This is a genomic window from Micromonospora echinaurantiaca, from assembly GCF_900090235.1.
Taxonomy (GTDB): domain Bacteria; phylum Actinomycetota; class Actinomycetes; order Mycobacteriales; family Micromonosporaceae; genus Micromonospora; species Micromonospora echinaurantiaca.
Map to the genome: position 1 here is coordinate 1,422,893 of NZ_LT607750.1, position 17,845 is coordinate 1,440,737.

The following is a 17,845-nucleotide window of genomic DNA, read 5'->3' on the forward strand; positions in this document are numbered from 1 at the left end:
CTGACTGGTCCCTCCGGTCGATCCGCTGCCGCGCCCGGCATTTCCCATCTTTACCGGACAGAACGACCCGCGTCGGATGTTCACCGGACGGGGCAGCGGCCCCGCCGGACCGGTCCGGCAGAATCGGCGGGTGCCCGTCCACCAGATCACCGACCCCGACGACGACCGGATCGCCGACTACCGCGCGCTGACCGACGTCGAGCTGCGCACCCGTTGGGAACCGCCGCACGGGCTGTTCATCGCCGAGGGCGAGCTGGTGCTGCGCCGGGCGCTGCGGGCCGGCTACCCGGCCCGGTCGTACCTGGTGGACGCGAAGCGGGTGGACCAGCTCGCCGACCTCGACACCGGGGACGCCCCGGTCTACGCCGCCACCCCCGACGTGCTCCAGCGGGCCACCGGCTTCCACGTGCACCGCGGCGTGCTGGCGTCGTTCCGCCGCAAGCCGCTGCCGACGGCGACCGAGGTGCTGGCCACCGCGCGACGGGCGGTGATCCTCGAGGACGTCAACAACCACACCAACCTGGGCGCCGTCTTCCGGGGCGCTGCCGCCCTCGGCATCGATGCCGTGCTGCTCTCCCCGACCTGCGCCGACCCGCTGTACCGGCGCAGCGTCCGGGTCAGCATGGGCGAGGTGTTCGCGGTGCCGTACGCCAAGTTCGAGCGCTGGCCCGCGGGCCTGGACCAGGCACGGGAAGCAGGTTTCACGGTGCTCGCCATGACGCCGGCTCCGGACGCCGTGCCGATCCAGCGGCTCACCGCGGCGCACCGCGAGCGGGCGGCGCTGCTCCTCGGAGCCGAGGGCCCGGGCCTCACCGCCGCGGCTCAGGCAGCCAGCGATGTGCGGGTGGTCATCCCGATGCGGCGCGGAGTGGACTCGTTGAACGTGGCGGCCGCGGCCGCCGTGGCGTTCTGGGAACTCGGGCGCGACGATCCCCTGTGAGGCGGATCCGTGGTGGGGGCGGCGCTCGCCGCCCCCACCACCGCCGTCAGGCGTAGTACTTCGACCAGAAGTTGTGCGTGGGCCAGCTGGTCACGGCACGCGCGGCCTGCCACAACAGCGGGTCGATCTCGCCGTAGCCGAGCCCGGACTCGTCGTCGCGCTGGTTGAACAGGGCCGCCCAGCTCATCCCGTCGTACGTGCGGACCAGCAGGCTGTAGTTGCCGGGCAGGCTGCCGGTGTGCCACGTGTTGCGTCCGGTGCCACCGGAGACCGGGCGCACCGCCCAGCCCAGGCCGTAGTACCAGCCGTTGCTGTTCACGCCGGTCGGCTGCGGCACCGCCCAGATCCGGCTGAGCGAGGTGCCGTTCAGCAGGGTGCTGCCGGCGTCGAAGGCGGAGGCCCAGCGCACCATGTCCACCGCCGAGGCGATCCAGCCGCCGTTCGCGTCGTGCAGCCGCATGCTGAACGTGCCGTACGGCGCGGCCACCGTCGCGCCCGAGTCGTCCAGCACGGTCGTCCCGGTGTACTGCGACTGGTAGCCGACCTCGCCACTGTGCCGGGCGATCGTCCACCCGTTCGCCATCCGGGTGATGCCCAGCGGGGCGAGCAGCGTCTGCTTGACGTACGTCTCGTACGGCATGCCGGTGATCGCCTCCACCACCCGGCCGGCGAGCAGATAGCCGTAGTTGCTGTACGACACGGTCGCGCCCGGGTCGTGCAGCAGCGGCTGGCCAGACATGAACCGGATGACGTCGGCGTGCCGCAGCTCCATCGGCACCCCGAGGGCCCGGGCGATGATCCGGTCCTTGAACAGCGGGTCGAAGTTGGTCGCGTCCCGGTCCCAACCTCCGGTGTGCTGCAACAGCCGCCAGAGGGTGACCTGCCCCAGCCGTGGGTCGACCGACTGCCCGGCCGGGGGCGTCAGGTCGACGAACTTCCCGACCGGGTCGCCGAGGCTGAGCCGGCCGTCCTGGGCGAGCCGGACGATCGCCGCCGCGGTCAGCGACTTCGACAGGCTGGCCACCCGGAACAGCGACGTCGGCTGGATCAGCTGCGGCGAGTTGTTGCCGTAGCCGCGGGCCAGCACCAGCCGCCCCCGGTACGTCACGGCGAGCTGCCCGGCGGAGATCCCCCGGGCCAGCATGTAGCTCTTCATGGTGTCGTCGAAGCTGCGCAGCGCGGCGACCGCGGTGCCGCTCGCGGACCAGGTCTGCGGTGCCGACGCGGCCGGCGCCGCGGCGAGCGCTCCCGCGCCGAGGGCCCCCGCGCCCGCCGCGCCGACCAGCTTGCCGAACGTCCTGCGGCTGACCGTCGTACCGTTCATGCCCCACCTTCCGATTGATCACGGAAACAGGCACGTTACCGGAGTTGATCAACCTCCGTGGCCCCGCCGGATCGGTCGGGGCGGGCGGCCGGTGCGCCGGACGGGGGCGGAGGGCGGCGGCGCTCCGGGACGGAGTGTGACCCCGGGCGGCGGTCGAGAATCCAGGTCACGGACGGTAGCGTGTCGGCCGTGTTCCCTACCGTCCGTGAGGTCCTCGCCCTGGACCCGGTCCGCCGCGGCGCCCCGCGCCTGGTCGCCGGGGCCGCCGGGCTGGACCGCCCGGTGCGCTGGGTGCACGTGGCCGAGGTGCCGGACATCGCCACCCTGCTCGGTGGCGGCGAGCTGGTGCTGACCACCGGCATCGGGCTGCCCGCCGACGACGCCGGCCTGCGCGCCTTCATCGGCGACCTCGCCGACGTCGGCGTCTCCGGTCTGTTGGTCGAGCTGGGCCGCCGGTACGCCAGCGAGGTGCCCCGGGTGATGGCCGCCGCCGCCGAGCGTCGCGGCCTGCCCCTGGTCGAGCTGCGCCGGGACACCCCGTTCGTGCGGATCACCGAGGCGGTGCATGCGCTGATCGTCGACGCCCAGCTCACCGAGCTGCGCGCCACCGAGGAGATCCACCAGCGGTTCACCGACCTCTCCGTCGAGGGCGCCGGCGCGGCCGAGGTGATCCGGCAGGCGGCCGAGCTGTCCGGCTGCCCGGTGGTGCTGGAGAACCTCTCCCGCCAGGTGCTCGCCTACGACCCGGCGGGGGAGAGCGCCGAGCTGCTGCTGGACGGCTGGGAGCAGCACTCCCGCCGGATCCGGCCGGCCGGGCGGACCGCGTACGACTCGGACAGCGGCTGGCTGGTCACCACGGTCGGCGCCCGCGGGCAGGACTGGGGCCGGCTGCTGCTGCGCTGGCCGGCCGCCGGCGAGCTGGCCCGGCCCGGCCGCACCGGGCCGGACCCCGAACCGGAGCCGGCCGGCGACGACGCCGCGCCCGCCCCGGCCGGCGATCCGCCAACCCGGCTGACCATCCTGGTCGAGCGGGCCGCGTCCACCCTCGCGCTGGTCCGGCTGATCCGCCGCGACGCCGAAGGGCTGGAGCGGCAGATCCACCGAACCCTGCTCACCGCCCTGCTCGACCACTCCCGACCGGTGGACGAGGTGGCGCTGCGCTCCCGCGCGCTCGGTGTGGTGCTGGAACGCCGGCATCTGGTCGGCGTGGTGGTCCGGTACCGCACCGACGACCAGGCCGCCGAGCACCCCGGCGACCCCGGTGAACCGGGGGCGTTCGGCGAGCCCGCCCCGGACGCCGGCCCGGCCCGGCTGCGGGACCTCGCCGAGGCGGTCGGTCAGGCCGTGCAGGAGGCGAAACTGACCGCGCTGACCAGCGCGGTCGACGACCACGCGGTCGGCGCGCTGCTCGCCCTGCCGGACGCCGCCGCCGAGGAGCGGGCGCTGGCGGCGTTCGCCACCGCGCTGCGCCGGAGCCGCCCGGACGGCCGGCACCCGGACGGCGCCGCCCGGCCACTCGACGCCGCCGTGCCACGGCAGCCGGACGGCGGATCCTCCCGGTCCGGCGGCCGGGGCGCGCCGGCCGGCTCCGCCGGGCTGATCGTCGCCGCCGGCTCGGGCGTGGGCAGCCTGCGCGAGGCGCGCCGCTCGCTCACCGAGGCCCGCCAGATCGCCGAGGCCGCCCGGCGCGACCGGCGGGACCTGCCCATCTTCCGGCTGCCGCACGTCGGTCTCGCCGGCCTGCTGCACCTGCTCCGGGACGAGCCGCGCCTGCAGACCTTCGTCGAGCGCGAGCTGGGTGCCCTGCTGGCGTACGACGCGCGGCACCCCCGGGAGCAGCTGCTCGGCACCCTGCGCGCGTACCTGGAGCAGGGCCGGAACAAGTCGGCGGCGGCCGCCGCGGCGCACCTGTCCCGGCCGGCGTTCTACGAGCGGCTGGCCCGGATCGGCCGGATCCTCGACGTCGACCTCGACTCGGTCGACGCCTGCCTCTCCCTCCACGTAGCCCTGCTCGCCCTAGACGCCATCCGCACCCCCTGACGCCGCCCGCCCGCCGTCCCGCCCGCCGGACCGGCCCCGGTGATCATGAAGTTGTTGCACGCCGCCTCGGCGTGTCGCCGCAACAACTTCATGATCAACGGGCTGGACCGAACCGAGTCAGGGGAGGGGGGTGAGGGTCTTGGCGTAGGCCGGGGGGATGTGGTGGGGGCCGCCGGGGGTGAAGACGTCGGAGGTGGCGGCGGCGGACCAGGCGGTGTCGGGGACGGCGTCGACCAGGGCGCGGACCACCGGGGCGTCGCGCCACTGCTCCTGCTCGGCGAGCAGGCTCAACGCCACCACCGACTCCTCCACCTCACCGACGCACTCGAACGGCTTGTGCCCGTCCACGCCGAGCAGCTCCCGGTAGCCGGGCAGCTGGGCGGAGTCGGCCAGCAGGTCGCCGCCGAAGATGTGGGTGATCCGCTCGCGGGACATGAACGGCGCCATGGCCAGGAAGACGAACCGGCACTTCGGGCAGTTGCGGCACCAGCGCTCGCTCGGATCGTGCAGCTTGAACGCGGCGTTGCAGCTGGTCACCACGTCGTCGTAGCGGTCGATCTCGGCGAAGAGCCGGGCGATGTGCAGCTCCGACAGCGAGCGCAGCAGCGAGAAGTACGGCTCGGCCAGCCCCGCGTGCTCGGTCAGCGCCGCCCGCATCAGCCCCTCCGCCTCGACCCCCTTGGACCACTGGTGGTTGATCTCGTGACCGTTCCAGACCAGGTTCGGGTCCGACGCCGAGCGCTCGTTGGACATCACCACCGGGCCCAGCCCGTGCAGCACCGCGGTCGCCACCGCGATCAGCGAGTTGATCGCGGTGACCGGAATGTGCCCGTTCAGCGCCCCCGCAGCGTTCAGCTCGAACAGCCGCGGGTCGATCCGCCGACGGGCGGCGAGCGGGGTGAGCCCGGACGCCTCGTTCACCGAGACGATCACGTGGTTCGGGTTGACCGAGAACGGCACCGGGTCCATCCCGGCCCGGCGCAACGCCTCCAGGCTGACGATCGAGTCCTTGCCGCCGCCGACCGCCGAGAGCGGCCGCCGGTCGGAGTTGTCCAGCGGCGCCGCCGGCTTGACCGATCCCGACGGGATCTCCGGGGCCAGCTCCAGCACGTGTGGCAGCTTGTTGCGGTACGCGTACTCGGCGAGGCCCTGGGTGTAGACGCCGGTGACCAGCGCGGCGGCGGCCGGGCCGAGCGGGGCGGGCAGCACCAGCCGGCCGGGCGCGGCGGCCTTGTAGTAGCTGACCCCGGCCACCACGTGCAGCAGCTCCAGCACCCGGCCGAGAGCGGCGACCGTGGCGTCCGACGGCGGCTCGGCCGGCAGCGGAAAGGTGACCACCTCGGTGAAGGTCAGCTCCGCGTCGGGGCCGCTCAGCCGGTAGTCGAACAGGGCCTCGCCGGTGGAGAGGTCGATCGAGTAGGACGGGAAGGTGAAGGCGTCCATCCGCCGGAGCTGTCCGTTGAGCACACGCCATACTAGGCCGTGGTTCACCAGTCCGCGTCCGGCTGCGCCAGACTCGGCCGCCGACCCGCCGCCCGCCCGGAGGAGATCACCTGTGCGCTTGTCTGACCTGCGCGGACGTACCGTGGCCGTCTGGGGCGCCGGCCGGGAGGGCCGGGCCGCGGTCACCGCGATCGCCGCGCACGGCCCGGCCGGGCTGGTCGCCGTCGACGACAGCGCCAACTTCCTCTCGCTGCCCTGGGACGGTCCGCTGGCCGAGGCGGCGCCGCTGGTCGTCGGCGAGGAGGGCTTCGCCCGGCTGGTCGCCGCCGACGTGGTGGTCCGCTCGCCCGGCGTGCCGCAGACCCACCCGTGGCTGGTCGAGCTGCGCCGGCGCGGGGTCACCGTCACCCAGGGCACCGCGCTCTGGATGGCCGACCACGCCGAGCGCACCATCGGGGTGACCGGCAGCAAGGGCAAGAGCACCACGTCCAGCCTGATCAGCCACCTGCTCGCCGCGGTGGACCGGCCGAACGTCTTCGGCGGCAACATCGGCGTGCCCACGCTCGACCTGCCCGAGGCCGAGCTGTACGTGCTGGAGCTCTCCAGCTACCAGTGCAGCGACTTGACCGACTCGCCCCGGGTGGCGGTGGTCACCGCGCTCTTCCCGGAGCACCTGGACGCGCACGGCGGCGAGGCCGAGTACTACCGGGACAAGCTCAACCTCATCGCGTACGGGCCGCGGACCGTGGTGGTCAACGGCAACGACCCGCGGCTCGCCTTCGAACTGGGTGACCGGGCGGCGGTGCGCGCCGGTCGGCCGGACACCGCCCACGTGGCCGCCGGGCCGGACGGCGACCCCTGGTTCCACCTCGTCGACCAGCCGCTCTTCCCGCGCGCGGTGCTGCCGCTGGTCGGCCGGCACAACGAGAGCAACCTCTGTGTCGCGCTGGCCGTGCTGGACGCGGTCGGCGTCGACGTGGTGGCCCGCAAGGACACCCTCGCGGTGGCCGTCGCCGGGTTCCAGGGGCTGGCCCACCGGCTCACCGAGATCGCCGACCCGTCCGGGCTGACCTTCGTCGACGACACCCTCGCCACCAGCCCGTACGCGGCCATGCACGCGATCGACGCGTACGAGGGACGGCCGTTGACGGTGATCGTCGGTGGCGCCGACCGGGGGCTGGACTACAGCCCGCTGCGTGAGCACCTCGCGGAGCGCGAGCTGATCGTGATCGGCATCCCGGACAGCGGCGGGCGGATCGTCGAGGCGCTGGCCGGCTTGCCCAAGGTGCGTACCGAGGTGGTCGACGAGCTGGTGGACGCGGTCCGGCTGGCCCGGGAGCTGACCCCGGCCGGCGGGGTGGTGCTGCTCTCGCCGGCCGCGCCCAGCTACGGCCGGTTCCGCAACTTCGAGCACCGCTCGGAGGTCTTCGCCCAGGCCGTCGCCGACACCGCCGGCTGACCGCCGTCCTTCCGGGTCTGCGCCGCCGCGCGGCTCAGCCGGGTCCGCTGGGCTGTGTCGGTCGGCCAGGTCTGCTCCTCACCCGGTGATCCGTCTGCGACATCAGCTCCACAGCGTCCGCGCGGTGGAGGCGGGCCTGCCCCGGCCACCGCCGCGCCGCGCGCCCGGCCGGGTCGGCCCGGGCGCGTGGCTCAGCCGGGTCCGCTGGCCGTGGAGGTCAGGTGGCTTGCGGCAGGGCGGCGTGCAGGGCACGCATCGAGCGGATCGCGGAGCGGATCTCCTGCAGGTACCGGCCCGGGCTGAGGGTCGGCTCGGGCAGGGTGGCCAGGTCGGGCAGGGCCGGGTCCACTCCGACCGTCTCGATCCGGCAGCCGTACGGCACGGCCAGCGTGCGCAGCGCGTCGCAGTGCTGGAACGGGACGTAGATCGGCGCAGTCACCATCAGCACCGGGTCGCCGGGGGCGAGCCGGACGTGCTCGGCCCAGAAGCGCTGGGTGTCGGCGGTGTGCGCGCGACGCCGCTCGGGCTCACTGGACGGGGCGGCCAGCACCCGCACCGGTGGCGTCCCGACCGGGCGGTACGTCCGGGACGACCACGAGTGGTGCGGGTGGCCGGCGTCGACGCCGTCCTGCTCGGCCGGCTCGGCCACGCCGAAGGCCAGCCGCACCGCCGCGTCCAGCGCGGCCACCTCGGTGTCGCACCCGGCCACCCCGGCCACCCCGGCCGCGGCCAGCATGGCGTGCTCGGCCGGGGAGAGCGGGCGGAAGCTGCCCAGCACCGCCACCTCGCCGCCGATCCGGGTGCCGGCGCGCAGCAGGTGGGCGGCGTACGCCACCCGGCGCAGGCAGGCGTGCGCCAGCCCACCGAGCACGACCAGGTGGTCGTAGCCGGGCCGGGCCGGCGGCCGCGGTCGGACCAGGCCGAGCACGGCCGCCGCGGCGAGCACCCGGGCGGCGGTGGCCGGGTCGAAGGCCGGTTCCCGGGCCTCGGGCCGCTCCCGGCCGCCCCGGTAGTCCCAGTGCCTCGCGGAGAAGTCGTCCAGCCCGGCGAGCACCGCGGCGAGGTCACCGCCCGGCCAGTCGCCGCCGAAGTGCGCCACCAGCCCACGCAGCGGCACGGCCTCGATCCAGGCGGCGATGCCCGCGGTGAGCGCGGCGGCGTCCGCACCGCCGGGCAGTGGCGGCTCCGCGACCGGCGCGGCGGCGACCACCGTGGACCGTGGCGTGCGGGCGCCCCCCGGCGACGGCGGTACGGAACGCTCGGGCACCCTCGGATGCTACCGGCGCGGCGGCAGGTGGGGCGGCGCGATGGTGTCGGCGTCGTACCCTGGCGGCAGCCGGCACCCAGGAGGTCGTCGATGGTTGAGCTGCTCCGCCGACCGCGCTCCGGCCGGCTCGGCACCGCCGCCGGGTTCGCCCGGCTGGTGGCGCACACCGACCCGGTCGCGTTGATCGGGATCGCGTTGTCGATCTCGCTCTCGGTCACCCTCGACCTGACCGGCGCCGCGTCCGGAGTGGAGTCCCTGCTCGCCGGCCTGATGGGCATCACCATCTCGCTGCTGGTCGACTCGCTGGCCCGCGCCGAACGCCGGTTCCACCTGCGGACGCTGCTCGACGGTCCACCGTGGCTGCTGACCGCCGTGCCGGAGGTGGTGACCGGCACCCGGGAGGCGGTGGAGCGGCATCCGGGCACCCGGGTGGCCGATGAGGCGCGCCGCTCGTTCGAGCGGTTCCGCGCGGAGACCGAGCAGCTGCGCCACGGGCGGATCGTCCGGCCCGGCCACGACTACCAGGACCTGCTCGGCGCCACCCGGGACTGCGTACGGGAGATGCAGGCGCTGACCAACGTGATGCCCCGGGCCAGCGGCGAACTCAGCTGGTGGCGCAGCGATATCGGCCGGCACCACTGGACGGTCAACGTGCAGGCGCTGGGCCGGGGCGTGCGGATCACCCGGATCTTCGCCTACGCGACGCTCTCCGACGAGCTGGAGGACCTCCTGGAGGCGCAGCGCAAGGCCGGCGTACGGGTCGGTCTGCTGCCGGCCGGCGCGGTCGACCCGGCCCTGCACGTCAACCCTGTTCTTCGTCCTGGTCACCGTGGCCCACCACCGGCTGCGCTGGCCGATCCTGCTCGCCGACCTGGCCGGCGTCGCCGGGTACGTGGCGCTCGGCGTCGCCCTGCTCGCCGTCTCCGTGCCGTTCTTTCCGGCGCTGGCCGGCACGGTGCTGCTCTGGCTGCTCGCCGCGCTGCTGCTGCGCCGCCACCCGCCAGCCGCCGCCCCGGCGCCGGACGACCCCGAGCGGCGCGCGACGCACGACGACCGGGCGGCGTCCCCGGAGCGGAACAGCGACGAGGCGGCGGGGGAGCGGCTGCCGGCGCTGGCGAAGCTGGCGCTGATCCTCGGCGGGGCGGTGCTGACCGGGCTGCTCGGGCAGCTGCTGCGCGGGCTGGTGGTCACCTTCCCGTACGCCGGGGTGCTGGTCGCCGTCGAGGTCCGGCGGGAGCTGCCCGCGTTCTGCCGGCACTTCGCGCGCAACAGCCTGGTGCTGGTCGGCTTCCTCACCGGTTGCTGGCTGTGCCAGGACCTCTCGGCCGCGGCGGGACTGGCCGCCGGTTGGGCCGGTTTCGCGCTGACCGCCGCCCTCCTGCACCTGCCGACGTACGGGCACGGAAACCGGCGGCCAGAACGCGTCCAGGCCACCGGAAACGTTTCCCGTGGGGGCGACGGCCACGGAAAGCGTGGCGTCGAGGCTTGACGATCTGTCAGCCGAAGCCGGTCCGCGCGCTACAGGCTGGCACTTGTCCACCGCGCCCGATGGTGAAAGCGTGCGGTATCCGCGTACGCCGCTGAAGGGGACAGGCGACCATGACCTCCGACGACCTGCTGGCCCGGCACCGGGCCGTGCTCCCGTCCTGGATGCCGCTGTACTACGCCGAGCCGATCGAGTTGGTCTCCGGCTCCGGCCGCCGGGTCACCGACGCCCAGGGGCGCAGCTACCTGGACTTCTTCGGCGGCGTGCTGACCTCGATGATCGGGTACGACATCCCGGAGATCCGCGAGGCGGTCGAGCGGCAGGTGCGCACCGGCATCGTGCACAGCTCGACGCTCTACCTGATCCGCCAGCAGGTCGAGCTGGCCGAGAAGGTGGCCCGGGTCTCCGGCATCCCGGACGCCCGGGTGTTCTTCGCCAACTCCGGCACCGAGGCGAACGAGGCGGCGCTGCTGTTCGCCACCAACCACCGCCGCTCGGCGCAGATCCTCGCCGTGCGCAACAGCTACCACGGCCGGTCGTACGCCACCATGGGCGTGACCGGCAACCGCGGCTGGTCGGCCAGCGCGCTCAACCCGCTCCAGGTGGCCTGGCTGCACTCCGGCGAGCGGCTGCGCGGCCTGCTGGCTCGGCTCAGCGAGTCCGAGCGGGTGGATGCCGCCGTGGAGGACCTGCGCGAGGTGCTCGCCACCCAGACCGCCGGCGACGTGGCCTGCCTGATCGCCGAGCCGATCCAGGGCGTCGGCGGCTTCGTGCACCCGCCGGACGGGCTCTTCGCCGCCTGGAAGAAGGTGCTCGACGAGCACGGCATCCTGTTCGTCTCCGACGAGGTGCAGACCGGCTGGGGGCGTACCGGCGAACACTTCTGGGGCTACCAGGCACACGGCGTGACGCCCGACCTGCTCACCTTCGCCAAGGGTATCGGCAACGGGTTCGCCCTGGCCGGCGTGGTCGGCCGGGCCGACGTGCTGGAGTCGGTGCCAGCGATCAGCTTCTGCACGTTCGGCGGCAACCCGGTCTCCACCGCCGCCGGCAACGCGGTGCTGGACTACCTGCTCGACCACGACCTGCAGGCCAACGCGGCCCGCACCGGCGCGATCCTCGCCGACGGCCTGCGCGCCGCCGTGGGCGGGCTCGACTGCGTCGCCGAGGTACGCGGCAAGGGGCTGATGCTCGGCGTCGAGTTCGTCCGCCCGGGCACCGCGGAGCCGGACCCGGCGCTGACCGGGCGCGTCCTCGAGGCGTGCAAGGCCGGCGGACTGCTGGTCGGCAAGGGCGGCCTGTACGGCAACGTGCTGCGGATGGGTCCGCCGCTGACCCTGACCGAGGACGAGGCGCGCGAGGGGCTGGCCATCCTCATCGACGCCATCCGTTCCAGCGCGGCGGCGGAGGTGGCGGCGTGAGCACCCCGGACATCACCACCATCGGGCACTTCGTCGACGGCAAGCGGTCCACCGGCACGTCGGGCCGGCGCGGCGACGTCTTCGACCCGGCCACCGGCCGGCGTACCGGCGAGGTGGAGCTGGCCAGCGCGGCGGACGTCGCGGTCGCGGTGCAGGCCGCCGAGCGCGCGGCCCGGTCCTGGCGGGACGTCTCGCTGGCCAGGCGGACGGCGGTGCTCTTCGCCTTCCGCGAGCTGGTGCACAACCGGCGGGACCGGCTGGCCGAGGTGATCACCGCCGAGCACGGCAAGGTGCTCGCCGACGCCGCCGGCGAGGTGCAGCGCGGTCTGGAGGTGATCGAGTACGCCTGCGGCATCCCCTCGGCGCTGCGTGGCGGGTTCAGCGAGAACGTCTCCACCGAGGTCGACTCGTACAGCCTGCGCCAGCCGCTCGGGGTGGTCGCGGTGATCTCCCCGTTCAACTTCCCGGTGATGGTGCCGCTGTGGTTCGTGCCGGTGGCGGTGGCCTGCGGCAACGCGGTGGTGCTCAAGCCCAGCGAGAAGGACCCGAGCGCCGCGCTGCTGCTCGCCGAGTGGTTCGCCGAGGCCGGCCTGCCCGACGGGGTGCTCAACGTGGTCAACGGCGACAAGGAGGCGGTCGACGCGTTGCTGGACCACCCGGCGGTCCGAGCGGTCTCCTTCGTCGGCTCCACCCCGATCGCCCGGTACGTCTACCAGCGCGGCACGATGGCCGGCAAGCGGGTGCAGGCGCTCGGCGGGGCGAAGAACCACATGGTGGTGCTGCCGGACGCCGACCTGGACCTGGCCGCCGACGCGGCGGTCAACGCCGGGTTCGGCTCGGCCGGGGAGCGGTGCATGGCGATCTCCGCGCTGGTCGCCGTGGAGCCGGTCGGCGACGACCTGGTCGCCCGGATCGCCGAGCGGATGGCCCGGCTGCGCACCGGCGACGGCCGGCGGGGCTGCGACATGGGGCCGCTGGTCACCGCCGGGCACGCCGACAAGGTCCGGTCGTACGTCGAGGCGGGGGTGGCCGCCGGCGCGGTGCCCGTGGTGGACGGGCGCGACGTCGAGCCGGACGGCGACCGGGCCGGGTTCTGGCTCGGCCCGACGCTGTTCGACCGGGTCACCCCGGAGATGTCCATCTACACCGACGAGATCTTCGGCCCGGTGCTCAGCGTGGTCCGGGTCGGCTCGTACGACGAGGCGGTCGAGCTGGTCAACGCCAACCCGTACGGCAACGGCACGGCGATCTTCACCAACGACGGCGGCGCCGCCCGGCGCTACCAGCACGAGGTGGAGGTCGGCATGGTCGGCGTCAACGTGCCGATCCCGGTGCCGATGGCCTACTACTCCTTCGGCGGCTGGAAGTCCTCACTCTTCGGCGACCTGCACGCGCACGGCGAGGACGGGGTGCGCTTCTTCACCCGGGGCAAGGTGGTCACCAGCCGCTGGCTGGACCCCCGGCACGGCGGGGTCAACCTCGGCTTCCCCACCCAGACCTGAGCAGCCGCAGGACGCCCGCCCCGGCCAGGTACGCCACCAGGGCGGCGACGGGCACGCCCAGTGGCTCGGCGGCCTCCTTCGGCGCGGTGCTGTTGGCCACCAACCCGTACACCACAGCGGCGAAGGCGGCGGCGGTGAGCGCGGTGCGCGCGGTCGCCCGCCGGCGGTCTGCCCGCTCGGGCGCGCCGTCGGCGGGCGGCCGCGCCGCGGCGGGCCGGCGGGTGCGGCCCTCGATGGGACCGAAGACGGCGATCAGCACGGCGAGCACCACGGCCAGCATCAGCACCCACGGCAGCCGCCAGGCCAGCCAGGCCGCCGAGCCGGGCGGCGGCGTCGGCAGCACGCCCGCCGCGTCCAGCGCGCCGACGAGCAGGATCACCGCGCTCAGGTGCCAGAGGAAGACGGTGAGCACCACCGCGTTCACCGCGATCACCGCCTGCCAGGGCCGGGAGCGGCGCAACCAGCGGTCCGCCCCGGTTCGGAGCAGGAGGATCAGGCCCAGCTGGGCGGTGGTGACGGCGAGCAGCGCCACGCTCGGCGGCGCGGCGTTGTCGAGTGGTTCCCCCGGTATGTTGATCATGCTGACCGGGTACGGGCCGGGCCCGGTCAGCAGCACGGCCACGGTGAGCCCGCCGAGCAGCATCGCCACGCCGGCCCGCCGCGACGTCGGCAGCCGGCGGGACCGGAGGCCCCGGGTCGCGGCGGTGCCCGCTCGGTCCGCGCCGGTGGTGCCGTCCCGGTCCGCGCCGGTGGTGCGGGCGGTCGCGCCGCCCGCAGTGGTGGCCGCCGGCCGCGGCCCGGTGGTGTCGGCCCGGGTCTCCTGCCAGGCGAAACCGAGCTGGTGGACGGCCAGCCAGCCGAACAGGTAGTTGGGCAGGGCGAGTTCGGCCGGGCCCAGCGCCCGCCCCAGGTCGCCGGCGGCGACCAGCGCGGCCAGCGCCACCGGGACGGCCAGCCCTAACCGCCGGTGCAGCGCGTAGGTCACCGGGGTGAGTGGAACCACCACGAGATACGCGGCGAGGAACCACAGCGGGATGGTGGCGAACCAGACGACGGTGCGGATCAGTGGCGCCTCGGCTCCGACGAGCCGGGCGGTGAGCGCGCCGGCAGCGAGCACCACCAGCAGCGCGGTGGTGGGCCGGAGCAACCGGGCGCTGCGGCCCAGCAGCCAGCCGGTGGCGTCGCCGCCCCGCTGCCGGTGCGCGGTCAGCGAGGCGGCGTTGGCGAACCCGCCGACGATGAAGAACACCGGCATCACCTGGACCACCCAGGTCAGCGGGTACGCCCAGGGCAGCTCGGGCAGTGCGGAGCGCCCGGTCGGGTCGCCGTCCGCGTCGTAGGCGATCGCGGCTACCGCCCAGTGGCCGAGTACGACCAGAATGATGGCGAGCGCGCGGAGCAGGTCGACGTAGCGCTCCCGGTCAGCCGGCGTCCGCGCGGCGAGCTCGCGCAGTCGGCGCATGATCCGAGGCTATGCCACCACGGGGTGGCCGGCGCTGATAACGGTTCGGTCGTCGGGTCTTGAAGTCCTGGCCCGGCTGCCGTAGAAATTCTTCAGCAACATTCTGTGAATTGAAGACAAGCAACGAATCCCCCGTGCCTCGAAACGGCGGGACGCCACCCCCAGACGACCGGCGACCGCCAGGACCCGATCCGAGGAGAGACCATGAACAGGCGTGAGATCCTGCGGCGTAGCGCCGCTGCCGGCCTGCTGGCCACCCCCGCCGCCGGTCTGCTGGCCGGCTGCGCCACCGGTGGTGGTGGCGACAAGGACGACTCCGGCACCTACAAGGGCACCAAGAGCGAGCAGAACCCGCTCGGGGTCAAGGAGGACGCGCCGCTCGAGGTGGTGATCTTCAACGGCGGCTTCGGCGAGGAGTACGCCAAGGCCCACGAGGCCATGTACACCGAGAAGTACCCGAAGGCGAAGATCAACCACTCGGCGACGCAGGAGATCAACAAGACCCTCCAGCCGCGCTTCGTCGACGGCACCCCGCCGGACGTGGTGAACAACTCCGGCGCCGGCCAGATCGACTTCAACGGCCTGGTGTCGCAGAACGCCATCGCCGACCTGGGTGAGATGCTCGCCGCGCCCAGCCTCGACATCCCCGGCAAGACGGTCAAGGACACCCTGCTGCCCGGCGCCGTCGAGGTCGGCTCGTACGACGGCAAGTTCCTGGTGCTGAACTACACCTACACCGCGTACGGCATCTGGCACTCCACCAAGCTCTTCACCGAGCGCAACTGGCAGTACGCGAAGACCTGGGACGACCACATCGCGCTCTGCAAGCAGATCAAGGCGGCCGGCATCGCGCCCTGGACGTACGCCGGCAAGCACCCCCGGTACATGAGCTGGCCGCTGATCGCCACGGCCATCAAGTTCGGCGGCCCCTCCGTGGCCACCGCGATCGACAACCTGGAGCCGAACGCCTGGAAGTCCGACGCGATGAAGGCCGCCGCCGACGCGTGGCACCAGATTGTCAAGGACAAGTTCATCCTGGACGGCTCGCCGGGCCTGGACCACGTGCAGTCGCAGACCGCCTGGTGCCAGGGCAAGGCCGCCTTCATCTCCTGCGGCTCCTGGCTGGAGAGCGAGCAGAAGAAGGTGACCCCCGAGGGCTTCAACATGACGATCCAGCCGACGCCGAGCCTGGGCAGCGGCGACAAGCTGCCGTTCGAGGCGATCCGCGGCACCGCCGGCGAGCCGTTCATGGTCCCGGCCAAGGCCAAGAACCTGGCCGGCGGCCTGGAGTACTTCCGGATCATGCTCTCCAAGAAGGGCGCCCAGGACTTCACCAAGAAGGTCTCCAGCCTCACCGTGGTGGCCGGGGCGACCGAGGGTGTCGAGCTGCCGTTCGGCCTCAGCACCGTGGTCAAGGCGCTGGACGCCTCCGGCAGCAACGGCTTCAACTGGGTCTACAACAACTACTACCGGAAGCTGGAGCGCGAGCTCGTCGACGCGGCGTGCGGCGAGTTCTTCAGCGGCCGGATCGGCCCGGCCGAGTTCCTCGAGCAGTGCCAGAAGGGCGCCGACTCGATCGCCCAGGACAGCTCGATCAAGAAGTACAAGCGGGCCGCGTGACATCCGGCCGGCGGGGACGGCGAGCCCGTCCCCGCCGGTCCTCCGCTGGGGAGTAGGTCCTTTCTCGTGAAACATGGCAAGTACCCGCTGATCATCACGTTCCTGGTGCCGCCGCTGCTGCTCTACGGCATCTTCGTGATCTCGCCGTACCTGCAGGCGTTCCAGATCTCGACCACCGACTGGCTCGGCTACTCGGCGGAGGCCAACCCGGTCGGGCTGGCCAACTTCGAGCGGCTGCTCGACGACGGGCGGGTGTGGAACGCGCTCAAGAACAACGCGTGGCTGCTGGCCCTGGTGCCGGTGGTGACCATCGGGTTGGGCCTCTTCTTCGCCACCATGCTCGCCATGGGCGGCCGCAAGGGCCGGGCCGGGGTGACCGGCGTCCGCGGCACCTCGTTCTACCGGATGGTCTACTTCTTCCCGCAGGTGCTCTCGGTGGTCATCATCGCCCTGCTCTGGCGGGAGGTCTACCACCCCAACAGCGGCCTGCTCAACGGCACCCTGGGCGCGCTGGGTCTGCCCACCCCGACCTGGCTCGGCGACCCGCGTACGGCCTTCTGGTGCGTGCTGGCGGTGATGATCTGGAGCAACGTCGGCTTCTACGTGGTGCTCTTCGGCGCGGCCATGTCGGCCATCCCGCGCGACATCTACGAGGCGGTGATGCTCGACGGGGCGTCCCGCTGGACCACCCTGCGCAAGGTCACCATCCCGCTGCTCTGGGACACCGTGCAGGTCGCCTGGATCTACCTGGCCATCGCGGCGCTGGACGGGTTCATCCTGATCCAGCAGATGACCAACGGCGGCCCCAACTTCTCCTCCGACGTCATCGGTCTGCGGATGTACGAGACCGCGTTCGGCAGCGAGAACAGGTTCGGCTACGCCTCGGCCATCGGCGTGGTGCTGTTCTTCCTCACCCTGTCGGTGGCGGTGCTGGCCCTGCGTGCCGCCCGGCGTGATCGGATCGAGTTCTCGTGACCATTGTCGACAAGCCCGCGACCGACGGCACCGCCGCGGCGGACCGGCCGGCGCCGCAGGGCCGCAAGCCGCGCGGCGAGCTGGGCGTCGCCAACCTCTTCTCACACGGGTTCCTGCTGTTCTGGGGCGCGCTGACGGTACTGCCGCTGCTCTGGATGTTCCTCAGCTCGTTCAAGAGCGACGGGGAGATCCTGTCCGACCCGTGGGGCGTGCCCGGGGCGCTGCGGTTCGAGAACTGGGCGCGGGCCTGGACCGAGGCGCACATCGGCCAGTACTTCCTGAACAGCGCGATCGTGGTCACCGGATCGCTCACCCTGACCATGCTGCTGGGCGCCACGGCGGCGTACGTCTTCGCCCGGTACGAGTTCCCCGGCCGGCAGGTCTTCTACTACCTGTTCGTCGGCGGGATGATGTTCCCGGTCTTCCTGGCCCTGGTGCCGCTCTTCTTCGTGGTGCGCAACGCCGGTCTCTTCGGCACCTGGACCGGGCTGATGCTGGTCTACGCCGCCTACTCGCTGCCGTTCACGGTGTTCTTCCTGACCGCCTTCTTCCGGACCCTGCCGACCGCGGTCGCCGAGGCGGCGCTGATCGACGGGTGCGGCCACTTCCGGCTCTTCTTCCGGGTGATGCTGCCGATGGCCCGACCGGGTCTGATCAGCATTGCAATCTTCAACTTCCTCAGCCACTGGAACCAGTTCATCCTGCCGCAGGTGCTGATGCAGGGCGACGACTCCAAGTGGGTGCTGGCGCAGGGGCTCGCCGCGCTCGCGGTCAGCCAGGGCTACCAGGGCGACTACAGCGGTCTCTTCGCCGGTCTGACCATCGCCACGCTGCCGGTGCTCGCGGTCTACATCGCCTTCCAGCGGCAGATCCAGGCGGGCCTGACGGCGGGTCAGTTGAAGTAGC

14 protein-coding genes are annotated in these 17,845 nt (G+C 73.2%); 9 read left to right on the plus strand and 5 right to left on the minus strand.

All coding sequences use genetic code 11. From position 1 onward, the window contains the following. Positions 1 to 76 precede the first annotated feature (76 nt). Positions 77 to 940 carry a TrmH family RNA methyltransferase gene (locus GA0070609_RS06560; protein ID WP_231928553.1) on the plus strand — a complete coding sequence of 288 codons (864 nt, stop codon included), beginning with the start codon at positions 77 to 79 and terminating at the stop codon, positions 938 to 940. Between the two features lie 46 nt (positions 941 to 986). Here GA0070609_RS06560 and GA0070609_RS06565 read toward each other — a convergent pair whose 3' ends face one another. Continuing rightward, complete coding sequence (locus GA0070609_RS06565; protein ID WP_088992976.1) at positions 987 to 2,264, minus strand: serine hydrolase domain-containing protein; 1,278 nt, start codon at positions 2,262 to 2,264, stop codon at positions 987 to 989. Between the two features lie 189 nt (positions 2,265 to 2,453). On the opposite strand from GA0070609_RS06565, the gene GA0070609_RS06570 reads away from it, so the two are divergent. Continuing rightward, on the plus strand, positions 2,454 to 4,304 hold the full coding sequence (locus tag GA0070609_RS06570) for a PucR family transcriptional regulator (protein WP_456299185.1): 1,851 nt from the start codon (positions 2,454 to 2,456) through the stop codon (positions 4,302 to 4,304). 117 nt (positions 4,305 to 4,421) lie between these two features. Here the strand turns inward: GA0070609_RS06570 and GA0070609_RS06575 are convergent, their stop codons facing one another. Then, positions 4,422 to 5,771: a hypothetical protein gene (locus tag GA0070609_RS06575; protein ID WP_088992978.1), complete on the minus strand. Its 1,350-nt coding sequence runs from the start codon at positions 5,769 to 5,771 to the stop codon at positions 4,422 to 4,424. A gap of 88 nt (positions 5,772 to 5,859) precedes the next feature. On the opposite strand from GA0070609_RS06575, the gene murD reads away from it, so the two are divergent. After that, positions 5,860 to 7,206 carry a UDP-N-acetylmuramoyl-L-alanine--D-glutamate ligase gene (murD, locus tag GA0070609_RS06580; RefSeq protein WP_088992979.1) on the plus strand — a complete coding sequence of 449 codons (1,347 nt, stop codon included), beginning with the start codon at positions 5,860 to 5,862 and terminating at the stop codon, positions 7,204 to 7,206. Between the two features lie 217 nt (positions 7,207 to 7,423). Here murD and GA0070609_RS06585 read toward each other — a convergent pair whose 3' ends face one another. Next, the gene (locus GA0070609_RS06585) at positions 7,424 to 8,473 is read right to left on the minus strand and encodes a hypothetical protein (RefSeq protein WP_231928554.1); all 1,050 of its coding nucleotides are present in this window, start codon (positions 8,471 to 8,473) and stop codon (positions 7,424 to 7,426) included. A gap of 9 nt (positions 8,474 to 8,482) precedes the next feature. Then, on the minus strand, positions 8,483 to 9,301 hold the full coding sequence (locus GA0070609_RS06590) for a hypothetical protein (RefSeq protein WP_088992980.1): 819 nt from the start codon (positions 9,299 to 9,301) through the stop codon (positions 8,483 to 8,485). Between the two features lies 1 nt (position 9,302). Here GA0070609_RS06590 and GA0070609_RS06595 point away from each other — a divergent pair, with 1 nt between their 5' ends. The 3 genes from GA0070609_RS06595 to GA0070609_RS06605 all read left to right on the plus strand — a co-directional run bounded on the left by GA0070609_RS06595 (position 9,303) and on the right by GA0070609_RS06605 (position 12,882). Then, positions 9,303 to 9,962 (plus strand): hypothetical protein, encoded by a 660-nt coding sequence (locus tag GA0070609_RS06595; protein ID WP_088992981.1) that lies wholly within the window; start codon positions 9,303 to 9,305, stop codon positions 9,960 to 9,962. A 110-nt stretch (positions 9,963 to 10,072) separates the two neighbouring features. Further along, positions 10,073 to 11,380, plus strand: a complete 1,308-nt coding sequence (locus tag GA0070609_RS06600; protein WP_088992982.1) for an aspartate aminotransferase family protein — start codon at positions 10,073 to 10,075, stop codon at positions 11,378 to 11,380. Between the two features lie 11 nt (positions 11,381 to 11,391). After that, positions 11,392 to 12,882, plus strand: a complete 1,491-nt coding sequence (locus GA0070609_RS06605) for a CoA-acylating methylmalonate-semialdehyde dehydrogenase (RefSeq protein ID WP_088997539.1) — start codon at positions 11,392 to 11,394, stop codon at positions 12,880 to 12,882. Here the strand turns inward: GA0070609_RS06605 and GA0070609_RS06610 are convergent. Next, positions 12,854 to 14,344 carry an acyltransferase family protein gene (locus tag GA0070609_RS06610; protein ID WP_088992983.1) on the minus strand — a complete coding sequence of 497 codons (1,491 nt, stop codon included), beginning with the start codon at positions 14,342 to 14,344 and terminating at the stop codon, positions 12,854 to 12,856. The two genes, GA0070609_RS06605 and GA0070609_RS06610, sit on opposite strands and share 29 nt — an antisense overlap. Before the next feature lie 204 nt (positions 14,345 to 14,548). On the opposite strand from GA0070609_RS06610, the gene ngcE reads away from it, so the two are divergent. From ngcE to GA0070609_RS06625, 3 genes are all read left to right on the plus strand, one after another. Next, positions 14,549 to 15,964 carry an N-acetylglucosamine/diacetylchitobiose ABC transporter substrate-binding protein gene (gene ngcE / locus GA0070609_RS06615; RefSeq protein ID WP_088992984.1) on the plus strand — a complete coding sequence of 472 codons (1,416 nt, stop codon included), beginning with the start codon at positions 14,549 to 14,551 and terminating at the stop codon, positions 15,962 to 15,964. A 66-nt stretch (positions 15,965 to 16,030) separates the two neighbouring features. Further along, a complete protein-coding gene (locus GA0070609_RS06620) occupies positions 16,031 to 16,939 on the plus strand; it encodes a carbohydrate ABC transporter permease (protein ID WP_088992985.1) in 909 nt (302 codons plus the stop codon). Then, positions 16,936 to 17,844 carry a carbohydrate ABC transporter permease gene (locus tag GA0070609_RS06625; protein ID WP_088992986.1) on the plus strand — a complete coding sequence of 303 codons (909 nt, stop codon included), beginning with the start codon at positions 16,936 to 16,938 and terminating at the stop codon, positions 17,842 to 17,844. The genes GA0070609_RS06620 and GA0070609_RS06625 overlap by 4 nt, the downstream gene beginning before the upstream one ends. Position 17,845 lies beyond the last annotated feature (1 nt).